Source organism: Bradyrhizobium sp. KB893862 SZCCT0404 (genome assembly GCF_018130885.1).
Taxonomy (GTDB): domain Bacteria; phylum Pseudomonadota; class Alphaproteobacteria; order Rhizobiales; family Xanthobacteraceae; genus Bradyrhizobium; species Bradyrhizobium stylosanthis.
Window position 1 is genome coordinate 118541 of record NZ_JAFCLT010000013.1, and the last position, 21358, is coordinate 139898.

The 21358-nt window shown below is 65.5% G+C and carries 14 protein-coding genes; 10 read left to right on the forward strand and 4 right to left on the reverse strand.

What is annotated here, in order from left to right; all coding sequences use genetic code 11:
- The first annotated feature begins 26 nt into the window (after positions 1-26).
- From JQ617_RS35455 to JQ617_RS35470, 4 genes are all read left to right on the forward strand, one after another.
- Entirely contained in the window at positions 27-5255 is a 5229-nt protein-coding gene (locus tag JQ617_RS35455) for a beta strand repeat-containing protein (RefSeq protein ID WP_212030421.1), read from the forward strand.
- A gap of 69 nt (positions 5256-5324) precedes the next feature.
- Complete coding sequence (locus JQ617_RS35460; RefSeq protein ID WP_212030422.1) at positions 5325-7076, forward strand: type I secretion system permease/ATPase; 1752 nt, start codon at positions 5325-5327, stop codon at positions 7074-7076.
- Complete coding sequence (locus JQ617_RS35465) at positions 7073-8383, forward strand: HlyD family type I secretion periplasmic adaptor subunit (protein ID WP_212030423.1); 1311 nt, start codon at positions 7073-7075, stop codon at positions 8381-8383. Before JQ617_RS35460 ends, JQ617_RS35465 begins: the two co-directional genes overlap by 4 nt.
- Before the next feature lie 559 nt (positions 8384-8942).
- Positions 8943-10055, forward strand: coding sequence for a helix-turn-helix transcriptional regulator (locus JQ617_RS35470; protein ID WP_212030424.1), 1113 nt, complete (start codon positions 8943-8945; stop codon positions 10053-10055).
- 356 nt (positions 10056-10411) lie between these two features.
- Here the strand turns inward: JQ617_RS35470 and JQ617_RS35475 are convergent, their stop codons facing one another.
- The 3 genes from JQ617_RS35475 to JQ617_RS35485 all read right to left on the reverse strand — a co-directional run bounded on the left by JQ617_RS35475 (position 10412) and on the right by JQ617_RS35485 (position 13300).
- Complete coding sequence (locus JQ617_RS35475) at positions 10412-11185, reverse strand: helix-turn-helix transcriptional regulator (RefSeq protein WP_212030425.1); 774 nt, start codon at positions 11183-11185, stop codon at positions 10412-10414.
- A 204-nt stretch (positions 11186-11389) separates the two neighbouring features.
- Complete coding sequence (locus tag JQ617_RS35480) at positions 11390-11884, reverse strand: septal ring lytic transglycosylase RlpA family protein (protein ID WP_212030426.1); 495 nt, start codon at positions 11882-11884, stop codon at positions 11390-11392.
- Between the two features lie 210 nt (positions 11885-12094).
- Positions 12095-13300, reverse strand: coding sequence for an LLM class flavin-dependent oxidoreductase (locus JQ617_RS35485; protein ID WP_212030427.1), 1206 nt, complete (start codon positions 13298-13300; stop codon positions 12095-12097).
- Positions 13301-13582: 282 nt separating this feature from the next.
- On the opposite strand from JQ617_RS35485, the gene napE reads away from it, so the two are divergent.
- The 6 genes from napE (at position 13583) to JQ617_RS35515 (ending at position 19196) form a co-directional block, all read left to right on the forward strand.
- Complete coding sequence (gene napE / locus JQ617_RS35490; RefSeq protein ID WP_063694005.1) at positions 13583-13768, forward strand: periplasmic nitrate reductase, NapE protein; 186 nt, start codon at positions 13583-13585, stop codon at positions 13766-13768.
- 28 nt (positions 13769-13796) lie between these two features.
- Positions 13797-14126, forward strand: coding sequence for a chaperone NapD (locus tag JQ617_RS35495; RefSeq protein ID WP_063694295.1), 330 nt, complete (start codon positions 13797-13799; stop codon positions 14124-14126).
- A 14-nt stretch (positions 14127-14140) separates the two neighbouring features.
- Positions 14141-16654 (forward strand): nitrate reductase catalytic subunit NapA, encoded by a 2514-nt coding sequence (gene napA / locus JQ617_RS35500; protein ID WP_212030428.1) that lies wholly within the window; start codon positions 14141-14143, stop codon positions 16652-16654.
- A complete protein-coding gene (locus JQ617_RS35505) occupies positions 16651-17121 on the forward strand; it encodes a nitrate reductase cytochrome c-type subunit (RefSeq protein ID WP_212030429.1) in 471 nt (156 codons plus the stop codon). The genes napA and JQ617_RS35505 overlap by 4 nt, the downstream gene beginning before the upstream one ends.
- A complete protein-coding gene (locus JQ617_RS35510; RefSeq protein WP_212030430.1) occupies positions 17118-17783 on the forward strand; it encodes a NapC/NirT family cytochrome c in 666 nt (221 codons plus the stop codon). Before JQ617_RS35505 ends, JQ617_RS35510 begins: the two co-directional genes overlap by 4 nt.
- Positions 17784-18080: 297 nt before the next feature.
- A complete protein-coding gene (locus JQ617_RS35515) occupies positions 18081-19196 on the forward strand; it encodes an ATP-dependent DNA helicase (protein ID WP_063694009.1) in 1116 nt (371 codons plus the stop codon).
- A 225-nt stretch (positions 19197-19421) separates the two neighbouring features.
- On the opposite strand, the gene JQ617_RS35520 is transcribed toward JQ617_RS35515, so the two are convergent.
- Positions 19422-21104: a caspase family protein gene (locus tag JQ617_RS35520; protein ID WP_212030431.1), complete on the reverse strand. Its 1683-nt coding sequence runs from the start codon at positions 21102-21104 to the stop codon at positions 19422-19424.
- Between the last annotated feature and the right edge of the window lie 254 nt (positions 21105-21358).

Consider the following 21358-nt stretch of genomic DNA (forward strand, 5'->3'; position numbering starts at 1 on the left):
CATAGTCATTTTGGAGGATGGATATCATGGCACTTACGGTCACTCTTACCGGCACAACCGTTATTCTCGACGAAACCGCTGGTCTGCAGAACAACGACACCAACACGGCGCTCCCGAGCGAGTTTTCAACCCGGCTGGCCGCACTGCTCGCTCCGGCCACGGAGATCAACCACGCGGTCAGCAACGGCGACGTCATCACCATCAGCGGCGTCACGGGCTCGGTCGGCAACGTCGCCTTCACCGATGGGAGTGGCGGCGCGCTCGACGGTGACACGAGCGGTCTCTTCACCAACGACGGCGAGGAGATCTTCCTTTTCACGGACCCCGTGAACGACAACATCGTGCTCGGCAAGACGGCTGCGGGCGTGATCGCCTTCGCGGTTTATCTCGAGCAGACCGCGACCGGCGGCAAGATCTGGAGTGTCCAGTACGAGGCGCTGGAGCATCCGGATGGCACCAACCCCGACGACTCCCTTGACCTCGGCAGCCATCTCAAGGTCGCGGTCAGCGAAGTGATCAATTTCGGCTTCGCCGGCGCGCCGTCCGGCAGCAATCTCTTCATGACCTTCGGAGATCCTACCTCGACCCAGATCGTGGTGATCGGCAAGGATCCGCTCAACCAGTCCCAGGGCGGAAACATCTCGAGCAAGGACGTGCTCAATATCAGCCAGGCCGGCAGCACCACCTCGTTCGGCGTCAACGGCAACGCGATCAACCCGGGTGAAGGTGCGTACATCACCTATGTCACGGGCGCGAACACGAACTTTCTCGTGCCCAATCTGGACCAGAACGAGGCCGACGTCGAAGCCAACATCGACTTCCAGAACGTCTTCAATGCGACCAGCGCGTCCTTCACCGTCAACCAGACGAACCCGGGCGTCGGACCCGTCACCGTCAAGATCTCGGCCTTCGACACCGCCAAGGAAACTGGCGTGAATTTCGTCGACGGACTCACCAACGACGCGCACGTCAATATCACCTCATTCTCGCTCACCGACGTCGTCGTCAAGTCGGGCAAGACGCAATTTACGCCGCAAGCCACGATCGACAACGACGGCAATCTGATCGTCACCGGCCTGAGCACGGGCGACAAGGTGCAGTGGACGACGGGCGCAACGCATGACCGCGTCCTGATCGAGAACATCAGCGCCACCGACGGCATTAGCGGCAACGACAACAACACCTTCGACATCGGCGGGTTCGGCTTGAGCAGCGCCAACGCCGCGAGTGCCGTGGTCGGCACGGCCATCCACTTCGAGGATGATGGGCCGACGGCGGGAATCGTGCAGGGCGCGCCGACCGTGGCGCATGACGAGACCGCGGGCAACCAGAGCGATGCCGATGACACCACTGCGGCAGGCGTGGTGTCGCTGTTTGCGGGCGTCACCAACGTCAGCGCCGACCTCAACCCGACCGGTTATGCGCAGGATGCGAACGCTGTTGTGAGCTCGACCGGGAGCTCGTTGGGTACCGACTCGGTGGGCGGGACGATTGCGTTCTCGCTGGCGGTGTCCGCCGCAGGGGTGGATTCCGGCCTCGACACCACCGACGGCACCAGCATCTTCCTGTTCAAGGAAGGCAGCCTGGTGGTCGGCCGCATCGGCGGTGCCGCCGGGGCGGCGGCCTTCGCGGTGGCGATCAACAGCACGAGCGGCGTCGTCAGCGTGGCGCAGTACGCCTCGCTGAAGCACCCGACGACGACGAACCCCGACGATTCGGTGTCGATCACCGACGCTGCGCTGCTGGCGGTGGTGACGGTGACCGACGGCGACGGCGACACGGCGACGAGCTCGACCGGCATCGGCGATGCCGTGCAGTTCCAGGATGACGGGCCGACGGCAGCGATCGTCCAGGGCGCGGCGACCGTGGCGCATGACGAGACCGCGGGCAACCAGAGCGACGCCGATGACACCACGGACGCCGCGGTGTCGGTGCTGTTCGCGGGCGTCACCAATGTCAGCAGCGACCTCAGCCCGGCCGGCTTCGCGCGGGATGCGACCCCTGTCGTGAGCTCGACCGGAAGCTCGCTCGGCGCGGACCAGGAGGGAGGGACGATTGCGTTCTCGCTGGCGGTATCCTCCGCAGGGGTGGATTCCGGCCTCGATACGACGGGCGGCACCAGCGTCTTCCTGTTCAAGGAAGGCAGCCTGGTGGTCGGCCGTATCGGCAGTTCCTCCGGGGCCGCGGCCTTCGCGGTGGCAATCAACAGCTCGACCGGCGTCGTCAGCGTGGCGCAATACGCCTCGCTGAAGCACCCGGACGCCACCAATCCCGATGACTCGGTGTCGATCACCGACAGCGCGCTGCTGGCGGTGGTGACCGTCACCGACGGCGACGGCGATACGGCGACGAGCTCGACCGGCATCGGCGATGCCGTGCAGTTCCAGGACGACGGGCCGACGGCGGGGATCGCGCAGGGCGCGCCGACGGTGGCGCATGACGAGACCGCGGGCAACCAGAGCGATGCCGATGACACCACGGACGCCGCGGTGTCGGCGCTGTTCGCGGGCGTCACCAACGTCAGCGGTGACCTCAACCCGACCGGGTATGCGCGGGATGCGAGCGCTGTCGTGAGCTCGACCGGAAGCTCGTTTGGTGCGGACCAGGAGGGCGGAACGACGTCGTTCTCGCTGGCGGTGTCCGCCGCAGGGGTGGATTCCGGCCTCGATACGACGGGCGGCACCAGCATCTTCCTGTTCAAGGAAGGCAGCCTGGTGGTCGGCCGTATCGGCAGTTCCTCCGGGGCCGCGGCCTTCGCGGTGGCGATCAACAGCTCGAGCGGCGTCGTCAGCGTGGCGCAATACGCCTCGCTGAAGCACCCGGACGCCACCAATCCCGATGACTCGGTGTCGATCACCGACAGTGCGCTGCTGGCGGTGGTGACGGTCACCGACGGCGATGGCGATACGGCGACGAGTTCGACCGGCATCGGCGATGCCGTGCAGTTCCAGGACGACGGGCCGACGGCGGGGATCGTCCAGGGCGCGCCGACGGTGGCGCATGACGAGACCGCGGGCAACCAGAGCGATGCCGATGACACCACCGACGCCACGGTGTCGGCGCTGTTCGCGGGCGTCACCAACGTCAGCGGTGACCTTAGCCCGACCGGATATGCGCGGGATGCGAGCGCTGTCGTGAGCTCGACCGGAAGCTCGTTTGGTGCGGACCAGGAGGGCGGAACGATCGCGTTCTCGCTGGCGGTGTCCTCCGCAGGGGTGGATTCCGGCCTCGACACTACCGACGGCACCAGCATCTTCCTGTTCAAGGAAGGCAGCCTGGTGGTCGGCCGTATCGGCGGTGCCGCCGGGGCGGCGGCCTTCGCGGTGGCAATCAACAGCACGAGCGGCGTCGTCAGCGTGGCGCAATACGCCTCGCTGAAGCACCCGGACGCCACCAATCCCGATGACTCGGTGTCGATCACCGACAGTGCGCTGCTGGCGGTGGTGACGGTCACCGACGGCGATGGCGACACGGCGACGAGTTCGACCGGCATCGGCGATGCCGTGCAGTTCCAGGACGACGGGCCGACGGCGGGGATCGTCCAGGGCGCCGCGACGGTGGCGCATGACGAGACCGCGGGCAACCAGAGCGATGCCGATGACACCACCGACGCCACGGTGTCGGCGCTGTTCGCGGGCGTCACCAACGTCAGCGCCGACCTCAGCCCGACCGGATATGCGCGGGATGCGACCCCTGTCGTGAGCTCGACCGGAAGCTCGCTCGGCGCGGACCAGGAGGGAGGGACGATCGCGTTCTCGCTGGCGGTTTCCTCCGTAGGGGTGGATTCCGGCCTCGACACGACGGGCGGCGCCAGCATCTTCCTGTTCAAGGAAGGCAGCCTGGTGGTCGGCCGCATCGGCAGTTCCGCCGGGGCCGCGGCCTTCGCGGTGGCAATCAACAGCTCGACCGGAGTCGTCAGCGTGGCGCAGTACGCCTCGCTGAAGCATCCGACGACGACGAACCCCGACGATTCGGTATCGATCACCGACGCTGCGCTGCTGGCTGTGGTGACGGTGACCGACGGCGACGGCGACACGGCGACGAGCTCGACCGGCATCGGCGACGCCGTGCAGTTCCAGGACGACGGCCCGACCATCGGGCCCATCGCCGATGGGCAGGTGGACTTCTCTGCTCTCTCTACCGTAACCAAGACGCTCGCCGGAGTGGTCGGAGCGGATGATCCGGCGACCTACAGCATCACGAGCTCGCCGGCGAGCCTGACGATCCTCGATGGCACGGTCTCGCAGATGACGCTGCTCCGGGATCTCTCGAACAGCGATACTGTCGCGACCTATTACAAGGACGTCGATAACAGCGGCACTCACAACGCCGGCGACATCGATTTCTTCAAGCTGACCCTGTCCGGCGGCAACTACACCTTCGATGTGCTGCAAAATCCTCCGCCCGCGGAGATCAGCTTCAGCTTTGCCGGCGCGCCCTCCGGCAGCAATCTGTTCATGACCTTCGGCGATCCAAACTCCACCCAGATCGTGGTGGTCGGGGAAAATCCGCTGAACCAGTCCCAGGGCGGAAACATCACGACCAAGGACGTGCTCAATATCAGCCAGGCCGGCAGCACCACCTCGTTCGGTGTCAACGGCAACCAGCTCAATGACAACGCCAACTACCCCACTGAAGGCGCGTACATCACCTACGTGACGGGTACGAATACGAATTTCCTCGTGCCCAATCTGGACCAGAACGAGGCGGACGTCGAAGCCAACATCGACTTCCAGAACGTCTTCAATGCGACCGGCGCGTCCTTCACCGTCAACCAGACCAACCCGGGCATCGGTCCCGTCACCGTCAAGATCACGGCCTTCAACACCCTCAAGGAAGCGGGGGTGAATTTCATCGACGGGCTCACCAACGATCAGCACGTCAATATCACGTCGGCTTCGGTCACCGACCTCGTCGTAAAGACGGGCAACACGTCATTTACTCCCGTTGCCACGATCGACCAGGACGGCAACCTGATCATCACCGGGCTGAGCACCGGCGACAAGGTGTCGTGGTCGACGGGTGCAACGACCCACGACCGGGTCCTGATCGAAAACATCAGCGCCCATGACGGCATTGCCGGCAACGACAACAACACTTTCGATATCGGCGGGTTCAGCCTGATCCAGTCGCAGCCGGCGCCCGACGAGAAGCTCGACTTCACCGTTCAGATCGCTGATGCCGACGGGGATACGGCGTCCAGCAGCTTCTCCGTCAAGATCGACGGAAACCACGACGGCGTCATCAACGTCTGAACCGCAAGCCGCCGGCTGCGCGCCGCTTTGGCGCGCAGCCGGCACCTCACATCGGGCGGGTCATGCTGCATGAAATTTCAAGAACCTGACTTCAATCAGTCACCACACGCGCGTCTCCGGTCCTCGCCGCTTCAGGCCTGTCGCGGCGTGCTGGTCGGGCTCGGCCTGATCACGGCCATGTTGAACGTGCTGTACCTGACCGGCTCGTTCTTCATGCTCGAAGTCTATGACCGCGTGGTGCCGAGCCGCAGCGTGCCGACGCTGATCGGCCTCGCCGCGCTGGTCGGCGCGCTCTATTCGTTCCAGGCGTTCCTCGACATTCTGCGCGGGCGCATCCTCGTCCGCATCGGCGAATGGCTCGACCGTGCATTCTCGGCGCGCGCCTATGACATCGTCGCGCGCTGGCCGTTGCGGGCACGCGCGAGCGGCGACGGGCTGCAGCCGGTGCGCGATCTCGACCAGGTGCGCAGCTATCTCTCCGGGCTCGGCCCGACCGCGCTGTTCGATCTGCCGTGGATCCCGTTTTACCTCGCGATCTGCTTCCTGTTTCATCCGCTGATCGGACTCACGGCGTCGATCGGATCGCTGTTGCTCGTGTCCCTGACCCTCATGACCAACCGGCTGACGCGCGAACGCACCAGGGAGGTCACCGGCCAGATCGCGCAGCGCAACGCGCTCGCCGAGGCCAGCCGCCGGAACGCCGAGGTCTTGCAGGCCATGGGCATGCGCGGGCGCCTTGCCGCGCGCTGGACGGAGGCCAATGACAGCTACATGGCCACCCAGCGCAGTGCCGCCGATATCACCGGCGGCCTCGGCTCCGTTTCCAAGGTGCTGCGCATGGTGCTGCAATCGGCGGTACTCGGTGTCGGCGGCTATCTCGTCATCATCCAGGAGGCGACCGCCGGAATCATCATTGCCGGCTCGATCCTCGCCTCGCGCGCGCTCGCGCCGGTCGAACTCGCCATCGCCCACTGGAAGAGCCTGATCGCGGCCCGGCAGAGCTGGAAACGTCTGCAGCAGCAATGGGCGCAACTCCCGGCCGAGGAGGAGAAGACGCCGTTGCCGCCGCCGTGCAAGGCCCTCGCGGTCGAGGCCGTCTCCGTGGCGGCGCCGGGCGAACAGGTCGCCGTCGTGCTGGATGCCTCCTTCGCGTTGAACCCGGGCCAGGGGGTCGGCATCGTCGGCCCGAGCGCATCGGGCAAGTCGTCGCTGGTGCGTGCCGTCGTCGGCGTGTGGGGAGCCGCGCGCGGCAAGGTGCGGCTGGACGGCGCCGCGCTCGACCAATGGAGCTGCGAGGCGCTCGGCCGCCATATCGGCTATCTGCCCCAGGACGTCGAGCTGTTCGCCGGCACGGTGGCGCAGAACATCAACCGCTTCGAGCCCGCCCCCGATGCCGAGGCGACGATCGCCGCCGCGAACGCGGCCGGTGTGCACCAGATGGTGCTGCGGTTGCCGAAGGGCTACGACACCCCGATCGGCGAAGGCGGCGCGGCGCTCTCTGCCGGGCAGCGGCAGCGCATTGCGCTTGCCCGCGCGCTCTACCGCGACCCCTTCCTGGTGGTGCTCGACGAGCCCAACTCCAATCTCGACGCCGAGGGCGACCAGGCCCTGACGCAGGCCATTCTCGGCGTGCGCGCGCGCGGCGGCATTGTCATCGTCGTCGCGCATCGCACCAGCGCGCTCGCCGGTGTGGACCAATTGATCGTGATGGCCGAGGGGCGCGTGCAGGCGTTCGGACCGAAGGACGCGCTGCTGGCCAAGATGATGCAGCCGCGGCCGGCGGTGCCGCTCAAGATCGTAACCGAGGGAGCAAACCCGTGAACCGCGAGCCGGTGAACCAGGTCCCGCACGCGATCCGCCAGCACCTGCGCGCCGGCCTCGTGGGCGTCGTCATTCTTGCCGGCGGCGTCGGCGGCTGGGCCGCGACCACGGAACTGGCCGGCGCCGTCGTCGGCTCCGGCACGCTGGTGGTCGACAGCTACACCAAGAAAGTGCAGCATCCGACCGGCGGCGTGGTCGGCGAACTCAAGGTGCGTGATGGCGCCCAGGTGAAGGCCGGCGACGTGATCGTGCGCCTCGACGAGACGGTGACTCGGGCCAATCTCCTGATCGTCGTCAAGAGCCTCGACGAACAGACGGCGCGCCGGGCGCGGCTCGAGGCGGAACGCGACGATCAGGAGTGGCTCGGCTTTCCCGCGGACCTCGTCGGGCGCATCGCTGATCCGGACGTCGCTCGCTTGATCGTCGGCGAGCGCAAGCTGTTCGAGCTGCGCCGCGTCGCCCGCGCCGGCAAGAAGGCGCAGCTCAACGAGCGCATCGGCCAGCTTCAAGAGCAGATCCGCGGGCTCGAGGAGCAGATCCAGGCGAAAGACAGGGAAACCACCTTCATCGACCAGGAACTGCTGGGCGTGCGCGATCTATGGCGAAAGAATCTGATCCAGATCTCGCGCCTGACCACGCTCGAGCGCGACGCGGTGCGCGTGCATGGCGAACGCGGCGCGCTGGTCGCCGCCATCGCCGAAGCCAGGGGCCGGATCACCGAGACCACACTGCAAATCATGCAGATCGATCAGGATCTGCGCAGCGAGGTCGGAAAGGATCTCGCCGAGATCCGTGCCAAGTCCTCGGAGCTGGTCGAGAAACGCGTGGCCGCCGAGGATCAGCTCAAGCGCATCGATATTCGGGCGCCGCAGGACGGTACCGTGCATCAACTGGCGCTGCATACCGTAGGCGGCGTCATCAGCCCCGGCGAGCAGATCATGCTCATCGTCCCCGCCCATGATGCGCTCGTCGTCGAGGTACGGATTCCCCCGCATGAGATCGATCGTCTGTCGGTCGGCCAGCCGGTGCTGCTGCGCTTTACGACCTTCAACCAGCGCACCACGCCTCAGCTCAACGGCGAGGTGAGCAACATCTCCGCCGACGTCTCAGTCGACCAGAAAAGCCCGGCGAGCTTCTACGTCGCACGCATCGCCGTTCCCGAGGCGGAGATCGCACGCCTGGGCGAGCTGAAGCTGATCGCCGGTATGCCGGTCGAAGCCTTCATCCAGACCGGTCAGCGCACGGTGATGTCGTACCTCGTCAAGCCGCTCTCCGATCAGTTGATGCGCGCTTGGCGCGAACGCTAGCGCGAGGCCAGCGCTGACCGCGGTCGACCAACGCGAGGCCGCGCCCAGCTCTTCGGCCCGCGCGACAGCGTTCTCGCCAAGGTTACGCAGCTGCGACCCGACGCGCCGATGCCTGTCAGGCTGGCGGGAGACGCGCGATGAAAGCACCGCCCGGCTGGCAGGCACAATCCGCGGACACCAAGACCGGCGCGAACTACTTCACGCTGCGCGTCACGGTTCCGGACCAGGAGGTCGGCCGATGAGATAGCCTGGATTGCGACGTACTCGCTCCCGCAATCGCGTCGGTTTGCCCACTGCGCGCCTTCATCGGCCTGTTTCATCATCAAAATGGCGGCCCCGCACGGGCGGCCAGGAACCGTGCCTCGGGAACCCCGAGATCGCGTGCCGGCAGGCACCTCCAAATCTCTCAAACGGTTGAAATAGGAACATAATCTCTGCTAGGCGTCGATCCGGCCCGCCCGGGAAATAGTAGCAATTGAGTTCCATTGAGCGGGGTGTTGGTATCAAGGGGCCTTGGACAAGCGAAGCACGGTCGAATCTGATGGGTCTATCGCTGCCAATGACGGACATCGATTTCGAGCGCATCGTGGATCGCATCCACGAGGCTTCGACCGTTCCAGAGCTCTGGCCGGAGGTTCTGGAAGACATCGCCCATGCCGCGGGCGCGCATGGCATGGTCATGATCACCTCGGATTCCGATCAGTGGTCCGGCGTCTGGAATGGCGTCGTGACGTCGCCATCGATCCGCGAGGCATTCTCGGCGTTCATGCGTAGCGACCTCTCCAGCCGGACGGAGACGACCCCGAGACTCCTGGCCCTCGATCACCCCGGCTTCGTCGGCGAGCATGAGGCGTTTTCGCCGGAAGAATGGGAGCGTGATCCCTATCGGGTGGAATGGAACAAGAAATGGGGCTTCGAGCACGCTTGCGCGACCGCCGTGCGCAGCCCCTCCGGTGAGATCATCGTTTTCCATATGGAACGGCTCGCCGGCCAGCCTGCCTTTTCGCGGCAGGATCTCGGTTTTCTCGACCGGTTTCGTCCCCATCTGGCGCGGGCGGCCCTGCTGTCGACGCGCTGGCGTCTCACCCGGATGCGGGCGGCGACCGAGGCGTTGTCGCTGGTCGGCTTGCCGGCCCTCGCGATCGCGCGCTCCGGGCGGGTCCTGGCGGCGAACGCCCTGATTGAAGGCATGACGGACGTGCTGCAGTGGTTGCCGAAGGACCGGATCGCCGTCAGAGACCGTGCCGCCGACGCCCTGCTGCGCGCGGGCCTCGCTCAGCTCGATTCACCGGAAAAAGCCGTGCGCTCCTTCGCCGCACGCGGCTCGAGCGATCTCGACCGGATCGTCTTTCATCTCGTGTCGATGCCGGGCGAAGCACGCGATCTGTTCGACGGGGCGGTTGGCCTCCTGGTGGCGACGCCGGTCACCGCCTCCCAGGCACCGAGCCTGGCGCTGATTCGTGGCCTGTTCGATCTCACCCCCAGCGAGGCGCGCGTGGCGCGCGGAATCGCGCAAGGACAGACGATCGGCGACATCGCGGCCCATCACGGGCTGAGCCGCGAGACGATCCGCACCCAGATCAAGGCCGTGCTGGCCAAGACGGGAACGCGCAACCAGAAGAGCGCGGCTGCGCTGTTCGGCGCCATCCCCAAATTGCCGCTTCAGGACTGACGGCGGATTTTTCCCGCCGGATCGGGTTTACCTTGCCATGAGCCATGCGCCTCTCTTCACCCAAAGGGGTGAAGACACAGGCCGCCCCTCCGGGTTCAACTCCGTTCAGTGTCTGACGAGAACGGCAGGGATGGCGAGACCGGAATTCCCGATTTTCGAAATGGCCTTGGAACGGCAAAGGCGCGGGAAATGGACCTGGAGCGTCAGCATCGTCCAGGGAACGGTCGTGATGCGGGGCCGCGAATCCAGCCGGCCCGCTGCAAAGTACCGGGCCGAAAGAGCGCTTTTCATGCTGCTGCTCACCGCGCCCTACCGGTCGCGGCTTTCAGCCTAGCCATGCACGGCTGCCGACGCCGTCAGTTCAGGCTGGGCGTCAGCAATCGCAGCACGATCGCAAACAGCTCGCTCTGCGAGGAGATGCCGAGCCGCTCATAGGCGCGCTTGCGGTAGGTCAGCGTCGAATGCAGGCTGATGCCGAGTGCCTGCGAGATCGCTTCGGAGCTCGAACCCGACAGGATGCGGCGGCAGACCTCCTGCTCGCGCGGCGTCAGCGCGGCGAGCGGCGCTCTCGCGGCGAACAAGGAAGCGAGGGACTGGTCCGGCGCCGACGTCTGGAAATGCCGGGCCACGCTCGCCACGATCGCCGGTGCGATCGCCTCGAGCCGCTCACGCTGCGCGGCGCTGAAGCGGCCCTGCGCGGCGATCCGGTAGAAGTTGACGTAGAAGCAGGTGTCGCCGGTCCAGATCGCGGTCGCGCATTTGTCGACGATGCCGGAATCCTGGAAGAAGATCTTGCGGTAACGCGCACCGTACATGCGCGGCGCGAACGCCGGCAGCATGATCGGCGCGCCGCCTTCGCCCTCGAACAGCGCATCGCGGTTGGGATCGGATTCGTGGAATTGGCCGGCATAGGCCGCGCCGAGATCGCCGCCGGTCGGGATGTTGCCGGCATCGAGCAGGCAGTCGGCGGCACCGGCCCGGCTCAACGCGAACACCATGCAATGGCCAACCTCCGCCTGCCGGCGCAGCGTGTCGATCAGGACGTTCGGGAAATCGGAGCGGCCGATGGCGAGCACCGCGGAGGTGACATCACCCGCCGACGGATTCGAAGGCACCGCCCGAGACTGCATCGCTTCCTCCGCACGCCGCTGTTTTGCGGGAGGATAGCAGCAAGCCCGGTGCTCCGGAAGCCGGCGGCGCCTGCACGCACCGCGTCCGGGACACGCGCGCAAGCTCGAAACAGCCTTGCGCCCCGGACGCAGCGTAGCACCCCGGCGATGCGAGCATCGTCCGGTGCGGTGCGCGGCAGAGCCGGGGCCCATGTCAGTTCTGAATCAGCCCACCGGCCCCGGCGTCCAATCATCCCCCGCCAGCGGGCTGACCTTGACGTCCTTGATGACTCCGCGCTCCAGGCTCGGGTCGAAATGGCGCATCGTGCGCTCGTTGAAGTCGATGACGCGGCCCGGTCTGAGCGGTCCGACGTCATTGATCTTGACGATGACCTTCTTGCCCGCGGCCTCGACGAGCGCGAACTTCGGCCTCTCGCCGAATTGCACCCCACCGAATTTCCGGCGCAAGCTGGTCTTGATCGCAGCCGACCAGGCAGAGGGATTATACCGCTCGCCCGAGGCGGTGCTCGGTCCGCCCTCCTCCTTGCCGGGCCTGAACGGATTGTACATCGATGCCGCGCCGACGACCGCATCCCCGGAGGCGGCTTCGACGACGGCGTTTGCGTGAACACCACGCGATTCACTTCGTGCAACAGTGACGGAAACGGCAAGCGCAACCAGGGCGCCGCAAACTGCGGCGCTCGAGTGGAACAGCATCATATCTCCTGTGATTTTCGTCGTCCGGTTCCCGGCACCGCACAGCGCAAGCGAACGCCGAAGCGTTCATGAATCTTGCGCCGGTCCTTTGCGGATTCGAGCCAACCCCTTGGCTATGGAACCGTTGTGCGAACCTGAGCGGTTCCCACGCAGTGTTTTACGTTGTCGCTGTTAAGACAGAGATTGCGTCAGCAACATGACCCGACGAGCAATCTATTCCGCGGCTGCCTTTGCCGGAGCAACATTGATCGCGAGCTTGCCGTAGCGATCCGTAAAAGCCACAGTGTCGATCTCTTCCAGCTTGATCTCGCCGCTCATGACGCCCCGTTTCCAGGCCGCCTGCGCCGGATCGTTCTGGAACTCCGGCATCACCTCGCGGCCGAACAATTCGAGCGATTCACAGATGTACTCGTGGCTGTTCTTGCCGGCCTGGTTGAGCAGGATGACCTGATCGATATGCGAGGACTGGAAGCGCTTCAGCTTCTTGCGGATCGTCTCGGGCGAGCCGATCAGGCCGCCGCGCAGCGCCGCCTCCTGCGCTTCAGGGTTGTCGCGCTTCCACTTGTTGTACTCGTCCCACATGTTGACGGTGTAGGGCGCAGGCCGCTGGCGGTTTTGCGAGGCACCGTAGAAGCGCAGCGCGAACTGGAAGAAGGTGGCGCCGTCGGCGCGCGCACGCGCTTCTTCGTCCGTCTTCGCGCACATGAAGAACGACACCAGCGCCATGTTCGGGTTGATCTCGTAGTCGGCGAGCTTGTGCAGCCGCTTGGTCATGGCGTTGTAGTAGGCGTGCACCCAGGCATGCGCAGCATCAGCGCTGACGAACTGGAAGCCGAGCGCGCCAAAGCCGTGGCGGCCGGCACGCTCGATGGTCGGCAGCTGAGAGCAGGCCATCCACAGCGGCGGATGCGGCTTCTGCACGGGCTTCGGCACGACGTTGCGCAAGGGAATGTCGAAATACTTGCCGTGATGCTCGCTGCCTGCGTCCTTGAACATCGGGAAGATCGCGGCGACGGCTTCCTCGAACACCTCCTTCTTGGTCTCCATGTCGCGGCCGAACGGCGTGAGCTCGGTGATCGACGCACTCTCGCCCATGCCGAATTCGCAGCGGCCGTTGCTGAGCAGATCGAGCACCGCGACGCGCTCGGCGACGCGGGCCGGATGGTTGGTGGTGAGCTGGAGGATGCCGTGGCCGAGCCGGATGTTTTTCGTGCGCTGGCTCGCGGCCGCAAGGAACGATTCCGGCGACGGCGAGTGCGAATATTCCTCGAGGAAGTGATGCTCGACGACCCAGGCGTGGTCGTAGCCCAGCCGGTCGGCGAGTTCCATCTGCGAGAGCGCGTTCTGGTAGAGCTTCAGCTCGTCGCCGGCCACCCAGGGCCGTGGCAGCTGCAGCTCGTAGAAGATGCCGAACTTCATGACGACGTCTCTCCCAAGGTTTCTTGCCCGCTTATTGTTGTTAAGCACATCTTAAGGTGTGGGGCGGCGCTGTCTACGGAGCACCAATTCCGCCGCGCGGGAGAAGCATTCCGCGCCTGAACGCAGCAACACGCTGCCCGCCGCGACGCAGCCGCTGCGACATCGGCGCAGAGCGGTAACTTGATCCAGATCAAGGCCGCACCGGCCCGAATGCATCAAAAGTGCAGCAAGGCAACGGCCCGGATGCCGTCCCGATTCCATACCAGTTCAAAGAGACCGAATATGTCGGCCCCTGACGACACGACTTCGCGCGTGCGCCGTAAGCGCATGGAGATTTTTGCGTTCCTGTTCCTGACCGCGATCGTGATGCCCGTCCTCGCGGTCGGAACGGTGGGCTCCTACGGGCTCGGCGTCTGGATCTACCAGATGTTCGCCGGCCCACCGGGACCTCCCTCCTCCCCGCATTGATCCCCCCTTGAAGCGAAAGACAGGCATCATGGCCCAAGCCACACGCAACAGAAACACACTCGACCGCCGCGCCTTGATCACCGGCCGCGTGCTCAGCACCGAGCGCGTCATCTCGCCACCGGGCGCGGAGATCGCCAGCATCATCGTGCAGGCCCGCCCCGAGCGCCTTGCCGAGCTGGAAGCGGAGATCGCCGCGCTTCCGGGCTGCGAGATCTACGCCCGCGACGCACGCGGCAAGCTCGTCGTCGTCACGGAGGCGCCGGACGCCGGCAGCCTCGGCACCATGCTCAACACCATCCAGTCGCTGCAGCACGTCTATTCCGCGGCGCTGGTCTTCCACGCCATCGAAACCGCCTGAGACGGAGAGCCATCATGACATCGCCGAAGCTCGACCGCCGTCAGATGCTGAAGCTCGAGGCCGCCGCGATCGCCGCGGCCGCCGCCGGCCTCCCGGCGCCGGCACTCGCCGCCAACCTCGCCGCCGAGCGCGAGGTGAGCGAAATGAAATGGGACAAGGCCGCCTGCCGCTTCTGCGGCACCGGCTGCTCCGTGATGGTCGCGACCAAGGACAACCGCGTCGTCGCCACCCATGGCGACATCAAGGCCGAGGTCAATCGCGGCCTCAACTGCGTCAAGGGCTACTTCCTCTCCAAGATCATGTACGGCCACGACCGCCTGACGCAGCCGATGCTGCGCAAGACCAACGGCAAGTACGACAAGAACGGTGACTTCACGCCGGTGTCCTGGACCGAAGCCTTCGACATCATGGAGCAGAAGTGGAAGGAGGCGATCAAGAAGCGCGGGCCGAACGGCGTCGCCATGTTCGGCTCCGGCCAGTGGACGATCTGGGAAGGCTATGCGGCCTCCAAGCTGTTCAAGGCCGGCTTCCGCACCAACAACATCGACCCCAATGCGCGGCACTGCATGGCCTCGGCCGTCGCCGGCATGATGCGCACCTTCGGCATCGACGAGCCGGCCGGCTGCTATGACGACATCGAAGCCACCGACGCCTTCGTGCTGTGGGGCTCGAACATGGCGGAGATGCACCCCATCCTGTGGACGCGCCTCGCCGACCGCCGGCTGTCCGCGCCGCATGTCCGCGTCGCCGTGCTCTCGACTTTCGAGCACCGCTCGTTCGACCTTGCCGACATCGGCATGGTGTTCGTGCCGCAGACCGATCTCTACATCCTCAACGCGATCGCCAACCACATCATCACGACCGGCCGCGTCAACAAGGACTTCGTCAACGCCCATACCATCTTCAGGCGCGGCCAGACCGACATCGGTTATGGCCTGCGGCCCGAGCATCCGCTGCAGAAGAAGGCGACCGGCGCGGCCAAGGCCAACGATTCCACCGACATGAGCTACGACGAATACGTCAAGTTCATCTCGGACTACACGCTGGAGAAGGCGGCAAAAATGTCCGGCGTGCCGCTCAATCGCCTCGAGGCGCTGGCGGAGCTCTATGCCGATCCCAAGACCAAGGTGGTCTCGTTCTGGACCATGGGTTTCAACCAGCACACCCGCGGCGTCTGGGCCAACAACCTCGTCTACAACATCCATCTGTTGACCGGAAAGATCTCCTCGCCCGGCAACAGCCCGTTCTCGCTGACCGGCCAGCCTTCGGCCTGCGGCACCGCGCGCGAGGTCGGCACCTTCTCGCACCGCCTGCCCGCCGACATGGTCGTGACCAACAAGGCGCACCGCGATCACGCCGAGCACATCTGGCAGCTGCCCGAAGGCACCATCCCCGACAAGAACGGCGCACACGCCGTGCTGCAGAGCCGGATGCTGAAGGACGGTCTGATCAACGCCTATTGGGTGCAGGTCAACAACAACCTCCAGGCCGGTCCCAACGTCAACGAGGAGACCTATCCGGGCTTCCGCAACCCCGACAATTTCATCGTGGTCTCGGATGCCTATCCGACCGTGACCGCGCTCGCCGCCGACCTGATCCTGCCGACCGCGATGTGGGTGGAGAAGGAAGGCGCCTACGGCAATGCCGAGCGGCGCACCCAGTTCTGGCACCAGCTCGTCACCGCGCCGGGCGAGGCCAAGTCCGATTTGTGGCAGCTCATGGAGTTCTCCAAGCGCTTCAAGATCGAGGAGGTCTGGCCCGAGGAGCTGATCGCCAAGAAGCCGGAAGTTCGCGGCAAGACGCTGTTCGACGTGCTCTACAAGAACGGACAGGTCGACAAATTCCCGGCGACCGAGATCGAAGCCGGCTACGGCAACGAGGAAGCCAAGGCGTTCGGCTTCTACGTGCAGAAGGGCCTGTTCGAGGAATATGCCCAGTTCGGCCGCGGCCATGGCCACGACCTCGCGCCGTTCGACACCTATCACCGGGAGCGCGGCCTGCGCTGGCCGGTGGTCAACGGCCAGGAGACCAAGTGGCGCTTCCGCGAGGGCAGCGACCCCTACGTCAAGCAGGGCACCGACGTGCAGTTCTACGGCTATCCCGACGGCAAGGCGCGCATCTTCGCCCTGCCTTTCGAGCCGGCGGCGGAATCGCCCGACAATGAATATCCGTTCTGGCTCTCGACCGGCCGCGTGCTGGAGCACTGGCATTCCGGCACCATGACGCGCCGCGTGCCGGAGCTCTACAAGGCGTTCCCCGAAGCCGTCTGCTTCATGCATCCCGACGACGCGTCGGAGGCGAAGCTCCGGCGCGGCGACGAGGTCAAGGTGGTGTCGCGCCGCGGCTTCATCCGCGCCCGCGTCGAGACGCGCGGCCGCGACCGGCCGCCGCGCGGTCTCGTCTTCGTGCCGTGGTTCGACGAATCCAAGCTGATCAACAAGGTGACGCTGGACGCCACCGATCCGATCTCGCTGCAAACCGACTTCAAGAAATGCGCCGTGCGCATCGAGCGGGTGAACCTGTCATGATGAAACGATTTGGTATCGCCCTGCTCGCGGTCGCGATTGCCGCCGGCACGGGCTCGCTGACCGCGCAGACGGTGTCGTCGGGGCTGCGCGGCCCGGCGCCGCTCAACGACGAGGGCCCGGCGCCGCCGATGCTGCCCAACCGCAACACCTCCGAGAAGGAGGTGCGCAACTATCCGGAGCAGCCGCCCGTCATCCCGCACACGATCGACGGCTATCAGATCGACCTCAACGGCAACAAGTGCCTGTCCTGCCATGCGCGGGCGCGGACCGCGGAATCGCAGGCGCCGATGGTGTCGATCACGCATTTCATGGATCGCGACGGCCAGTTCCTGGCCGCGATCTCGCCGCGCCGCTTCTTCTGCACCGAATGCCATGTGCCGCAGAACACGGCCAATCCGCCCGTCAGCAACGATTTCACCGACATCGACACGCTGCTGTCGCGTGCAAGCCCCGGTGGCCGGCGATGACGACGACTGCGGACGAGCCCAACGAGAAGCAGGAGCAGAAGCTGGAAACCAAGCGCAGCTTCATCGCGCGAAGCTGGGACTTCGCGCGCGAGCTCTGGCAGGTGCTGATCCGGCCGAGCTCGGTGTTCGGGCTCGGCGTGCTGGTGCTGGCGGGCTTCATGGCCGGCGTCATCTTCTGGGGCGGCTTCAACACCGCGCTGGAACTGACCAACACCGAGAAGTTCTGCACCGGCTGTCACGAGATGAAGGACAACGTCTTCGCCGAGCTGAAGTCGACCATCCACTTCACCAACCGTTCCGGCGTGCGCGCGACCTGCCCGGACTGCCACGTGCCGCACAACTGGACCGACAAGATCGCGCGCAAGATGCAGGCCTCCAAGGAAGTCTGGGGCAAGATCTTCGGCACGATCGACACCCGGGAGAAGTTTTTGGATCACCGGCTCGAGCTTGCCGCGCATGAATGGGCGCGCTTCAAGGCCAACGATTCCCTGGAATGCCGCAACTGCCACAGCGCCGATTCCATGGACATCACCAAGCAATCGCCGCGGGCCTCGGTGGCGCACCAGCGCTTCCTGTTCACCAAGGAAAAGACCTGCATCGACTGCCACAAGGGCATCGCCCACCAGCTGCCCGACATGCGTGGCGTTCCCGGCTGGCAGTAGGGACGGCCCACATCTGACCTGGCTTCGGGTACCAAAGCTTCCACATCGTCATGGCCGGGCTTGTCCCGGCCATCCACGCCCGGCAACGCCGCACTGAGAACGTGGATGCCCGGGCCTTCGCCTCCCCGAAGCGGCTTCGGCCGCGCAGGCGGGACAAGCCCGGGCATGACGACCTCTTGCACCGGTCCATAGGGGATTGTCTGCTAATAGTAGGGTAGCCCGCGCTTGAACCCCCGGGGCGAATGGTTAGTTTTGGGGCATGGCGAATCGCCTCGGCTCGCCCTTCTCAAGACAGACATGGCCACCTTCACCCCGCATCAGGATGCTGCGCTCAAGGCCGTCGGCGATTGGCTCAAGGCCAAGCCGGGCCGCAATGGCACGCCGCCGATTTTCCGCCTGTTCGGCTTCGCCGGCACCGGCAAGACCACGCTGGCGCGCCATATCGCCGAGGGCGTGGACGGCGAGGTGAAATTCGCCGCCTTCACCGGCAAGGCGGCCCTGGTCATGCGCAACAAGGGCTGCGACGAGGCCTCCACCATCCATTCGCTGATCTACCGCGCCCGCGAATCCGGCGAGGAGCAGCCGAGCTTCGAATTGTGGGACGACGCGCCGGCCTCCAAGGCCAAGCTGATCGTGATCGACGAGTGCTCGATGGTCGATGCCGAGCTCGGCCGCGACCTGATGTCGTTCGACTGTCCGCTGCTGGTGCTGGGCGATCCCGCGCAGCTGCCGCCGATCCAGGGCGGCGGCTTCTTCACCAATGTCGAGCCCGATGCGATGCTCACCGAAGTGCATCGCCAGGCCCAGGACGACCCGATCGTGCGGATGTCGATGGACGTGCGCGAGGGTCGCGAGCTCGATATCGGCCGCTACGGCGAGAGCGAGGTGGTGTCGCGGAAAGAGCTCGACCCTGACCGCGTCATGGGCGCCGACCAGGTGCTGGTCGGCCGCAACAACACGCGCCGCGCCTACAACATGCGGGTGCGCCAGCGCCAGAACATCGAGGATGTCTTCCCGGTCGCCGGTGACAAGCTGGTGTGTCTGCGCAACAACCGCAAGAAGGGCCTGTTCAACGGCGGCCTGTGGCGCGTGAAGTCGCGCAACACCTCGCGTTCGAAGTCGCGCATCCTGTCCATGCGGCTGTCGCCGGACGAGGACTTTGGACACAAGATCACGAAGGTGTCGGTCCGCGCCGACTGCTTCGAGGGCGGCGTCGAGCAGATCGCCTGGGAGCAGCGCAAGCCCTATGACGAGTTCGACTACGGCTATGTGCTGACCGTGCACAAGTCGCAGGGCTCGCAATGGGACGACGTCGTGCTGTTCGACGAGAGCTTTGCGTTTCAGGATTCGCGGGCACGGTGGCTGTACACGGGCATCACGCGTGCGGCGAAGCGGCTGAGTATCGTCGTTTAGAGCACCGCCGCCGTAGGGTGGGCAAAGCGAAGCGTGCCCACGCGCCTTATTGCTCATAGCGAGAGATCGTGGGCACGGCGCTGCGCGCCTTTGCCCACCCTAGGATTCTAACTTTCTCCTTCATTCCGGGGCGCACGAAGTGCGAACCCGGAATCTCGAGATCCCGGGTTCGATGCTTCGCATCGCCCCGGGATGACGACCATCCTTGCTACGCAAGCCTGGTCGTCACTTCCCCGCCACGAAGTAAAAATCCTCACGGCCCGGCGGCGAGCCGTAGGTGAAGGGCTGCTGCTCGTGCTTCGTCGCGGCCCAGACGTCGTCGCGGACGATGTCGAACAGCTTCCGGATCTCGACCTTCGGCTCCTTGATCTCGCGGGCGAGCGCGGTGGCGAACGGGCTGTTGGCGGCACCGTCGCCGTCCATCGCGGTCTCGCCGTGCTTGGCGGCGTAGACCACCATGAAACCGGCGCCGGGCTCGATGTTGGAAAAACCCTTGTCGACGAGCTTCAGCGACAGCGTGTGCTGCATGGTCGGCGCGAACGGATTGTCGCGGCAGGCATCCAGCACCACGAGCCGCATCTTTCGCGCGGCACCGACCGCGGCGATGACCTGCTCCAGGGCGACCGCCTGGCTCTCGGCGTCCTTGTCGGCGGCGAGCTTGGCATCGACGGGGACGAGGTAGTTCACGCCGCCGATCTCGAAGCCGTGGCCGGCGTAATAGACCACGGCCCAGTCGGCCTTCTCCGCTTCCTCGGCGAAGGCCTTCAGCGCGTCGAAGAACTTGTCGCGGGTGAGATCGCTGACGGAGATCACGGTCTGGAAGCCGACGTCCTTCAGCACGCTCGCAATCAATTTCGAGTCGCGCGGCGGATTGGGCAGAGCGTGGACGTTCTTGTAGGCGCCGTTGCCGATCACCAGCGCGACGCGGCGCCCGCTCATCGCGGCCGGCGCCTGCGGCGTCAGCGCGGCGAGACGCTCCTGCGCGATGGCGCGGGCACGCGCCACGTCGGGGTCGTCGAACTTGGTCAGCGAGTAGGCGGCGGCGCGGTAGTCGGCACGCGCCTGGGCGAGATCCTTCTTGCGCTCGTAGATCTGGCCGCGGCCGGAATGGGCGCGGATATTGTTCGGATTGATCTCGATCGCCGTGTTGTAGTCCTTCAGCGCGGCGTCGAAGTCGCCTTTCATCATGCTGACGTCGGCGCGATTGTTGATCGCGAAGACGTTGCGGGGCTGCTTCTGGATCAGACCGTTGCAGTCGGCAAAGGCCTGCTCGTACTTGCCCATCATGCCGAAGGTGACGCAGCGGTTGCCGGCGATCTGCGGTGCGGCCGGATCGATCTTCTCGGCCTCCGCAAAGTCGGCGATCGCGCCGTTGTAATCCTTCATCGCCGTGCGCACGCGGGCGCGATTGGTCCAGGCGAGCAGGAATTTCGGCGTGTACTTGATCGACAGGTTGAAATCGTCGAGCGCGCTCTGCAGCGCGCCCCTGCGGGCGTGGATGACGCCGCGATTGTTGTAGGGCACGCCGTAGGTCGGCCGCTTCTGCAGCGCAAGGTTGTAGTCGGCCATCGCGAGGTCTTCCTTGCCCGAGCGCTCGTAGGCGAGGCCGCGCAGGTTGAGCGCGATGACGTAGTCCGGATCGAGGTCGACCGACATGGACAGGGTCTCGATGGCGCGGACGTAGTCGCGCTTGTTGATCAAGGTGTTGCCGCGGACCGACAGCGCGATGGCCTTGTCCTTGCCGGTCACGCGATCGGCGTTGAGCAGATTGTCGCAGGCCGGTGCGCGGGCCTGCATATCCGTCTGGCGGTCCCGGCAGACGGCGAGATCGTCGCTGACTTGATCTGCCGAGGCGGTCGCGACGGCCGCGATCAGGGTGACGAGGGTCAGGGAAACGACGCGCAGCATGTTGTCAGGTCAGCTCCAGCCACCACTTCTTTGGGTCGATCGTCGATCTCACTGGTTCATCTATTGTTTGAGCATGATCTTTGCGGAAAACCGCTTCACACTTTTCCGGATCATGCTCTTAGCGCGGAGTTCCGCATCCCGCCAAGCCGGATGTCTGAGTACGTCGCTTTCACAGACTCGTGTCCGTCACGGCGTAACAATCGGTCCCCCTGTCCGTATCTCAGATGACCGAAAATGCGGCCGGGCAGGCTGTT

Bases quoted from the DNA above. Each gene is read 5' to 3' on its own strand.
- JQ617_RS35470 (WP_212030424.1), top strand. From the start codon at position 8,943: ATGACGGACATCGATTTCGAGCGCATCGTGGATCGCATCCACGAGGCT.
- napA (WP_212030428.1), top strand. From the start codon at position 14,141: ATGACATCGCCGAAGCTCGACCGCCGTCAGATGCTGAAGCTCGAGGCC.
- JQ617_RS35515 (WP_063694009.1), top strand. From the start codon at position 18,081: ATGGCCACCTTCACCCCGCATCAGGATGCTGCGCTCAAGGCCGTCGGC.
- JQ617_RS35520 (WP_212030431.1), bottom strand. From the start codon at position 21,104: ATGCTGCGCGTCGTTTCCCTGACCCTCGTCACCCTGATCGCGGCCGTC.
- JQ617_RS35485 (WP_212030427.1), bottom strand. From the start codon at position 13,300: ATGAAGTTCGGCATCTTCTACGAGCTGCAGCTGCCACGGCCCTGGGTG.
- JQ617_RS35480 (WP_212030426.1), bottom strand. From the start codon at position 11,884: ATGATGCTGTTCCACTCGAGCGCCGCAGTTTGCGGCGCCCTGGTTGCG.
- napE (WP_063694005.1), top strand. From the start codon at position 13,583: ATGTCGGCCCCTGACGACACGACTTCGCGCGTGCGCCGTAAGCGCATG.
- JQ617_RS35475 (WP_212030425.1), bottom strand. From the start codon at position 11,185: ATGCAGTCTCGGGCGGTGCCTTCGAATCCGTCGGCGGGTGATGTCACC.
- JQ617_RS35455 (WP_212030421.1), top strand. From the start codon at position 27: ATGGCACTTACGGTCACTCTTACCGGCACAACCGTTATTCTCGACGAA.
- JQ617_RS35460 (WP_212030422.1), top strand. From the start codon at position 5,325: ATGAAATTTCAAGAACCTGACTTCAATCAGTCACCACACGCGCGTCTC.
- JQ617_RS35505 (WP_212030429.1), top strand. From the start codon at position 16,651: ATGATGAAACGATTTGGTATCGCCCTGCTCGCGGTCGCGATTGCCGCC.
- JQ617_RS35495 (WP_063694295.1), top strand. From the start codon at position 13,797: ATGGCCCAAGCCACACGCAACAGAAACACACTCGACCGCCGCGCCTTG.
- JQ617_RS35510 (WP_212030430.1), top strand. From the start codon at position 17,118: ATGACGACGACTGCGGACGAGCCCAACGAGAAGCAGGAGCAGAAGCTG.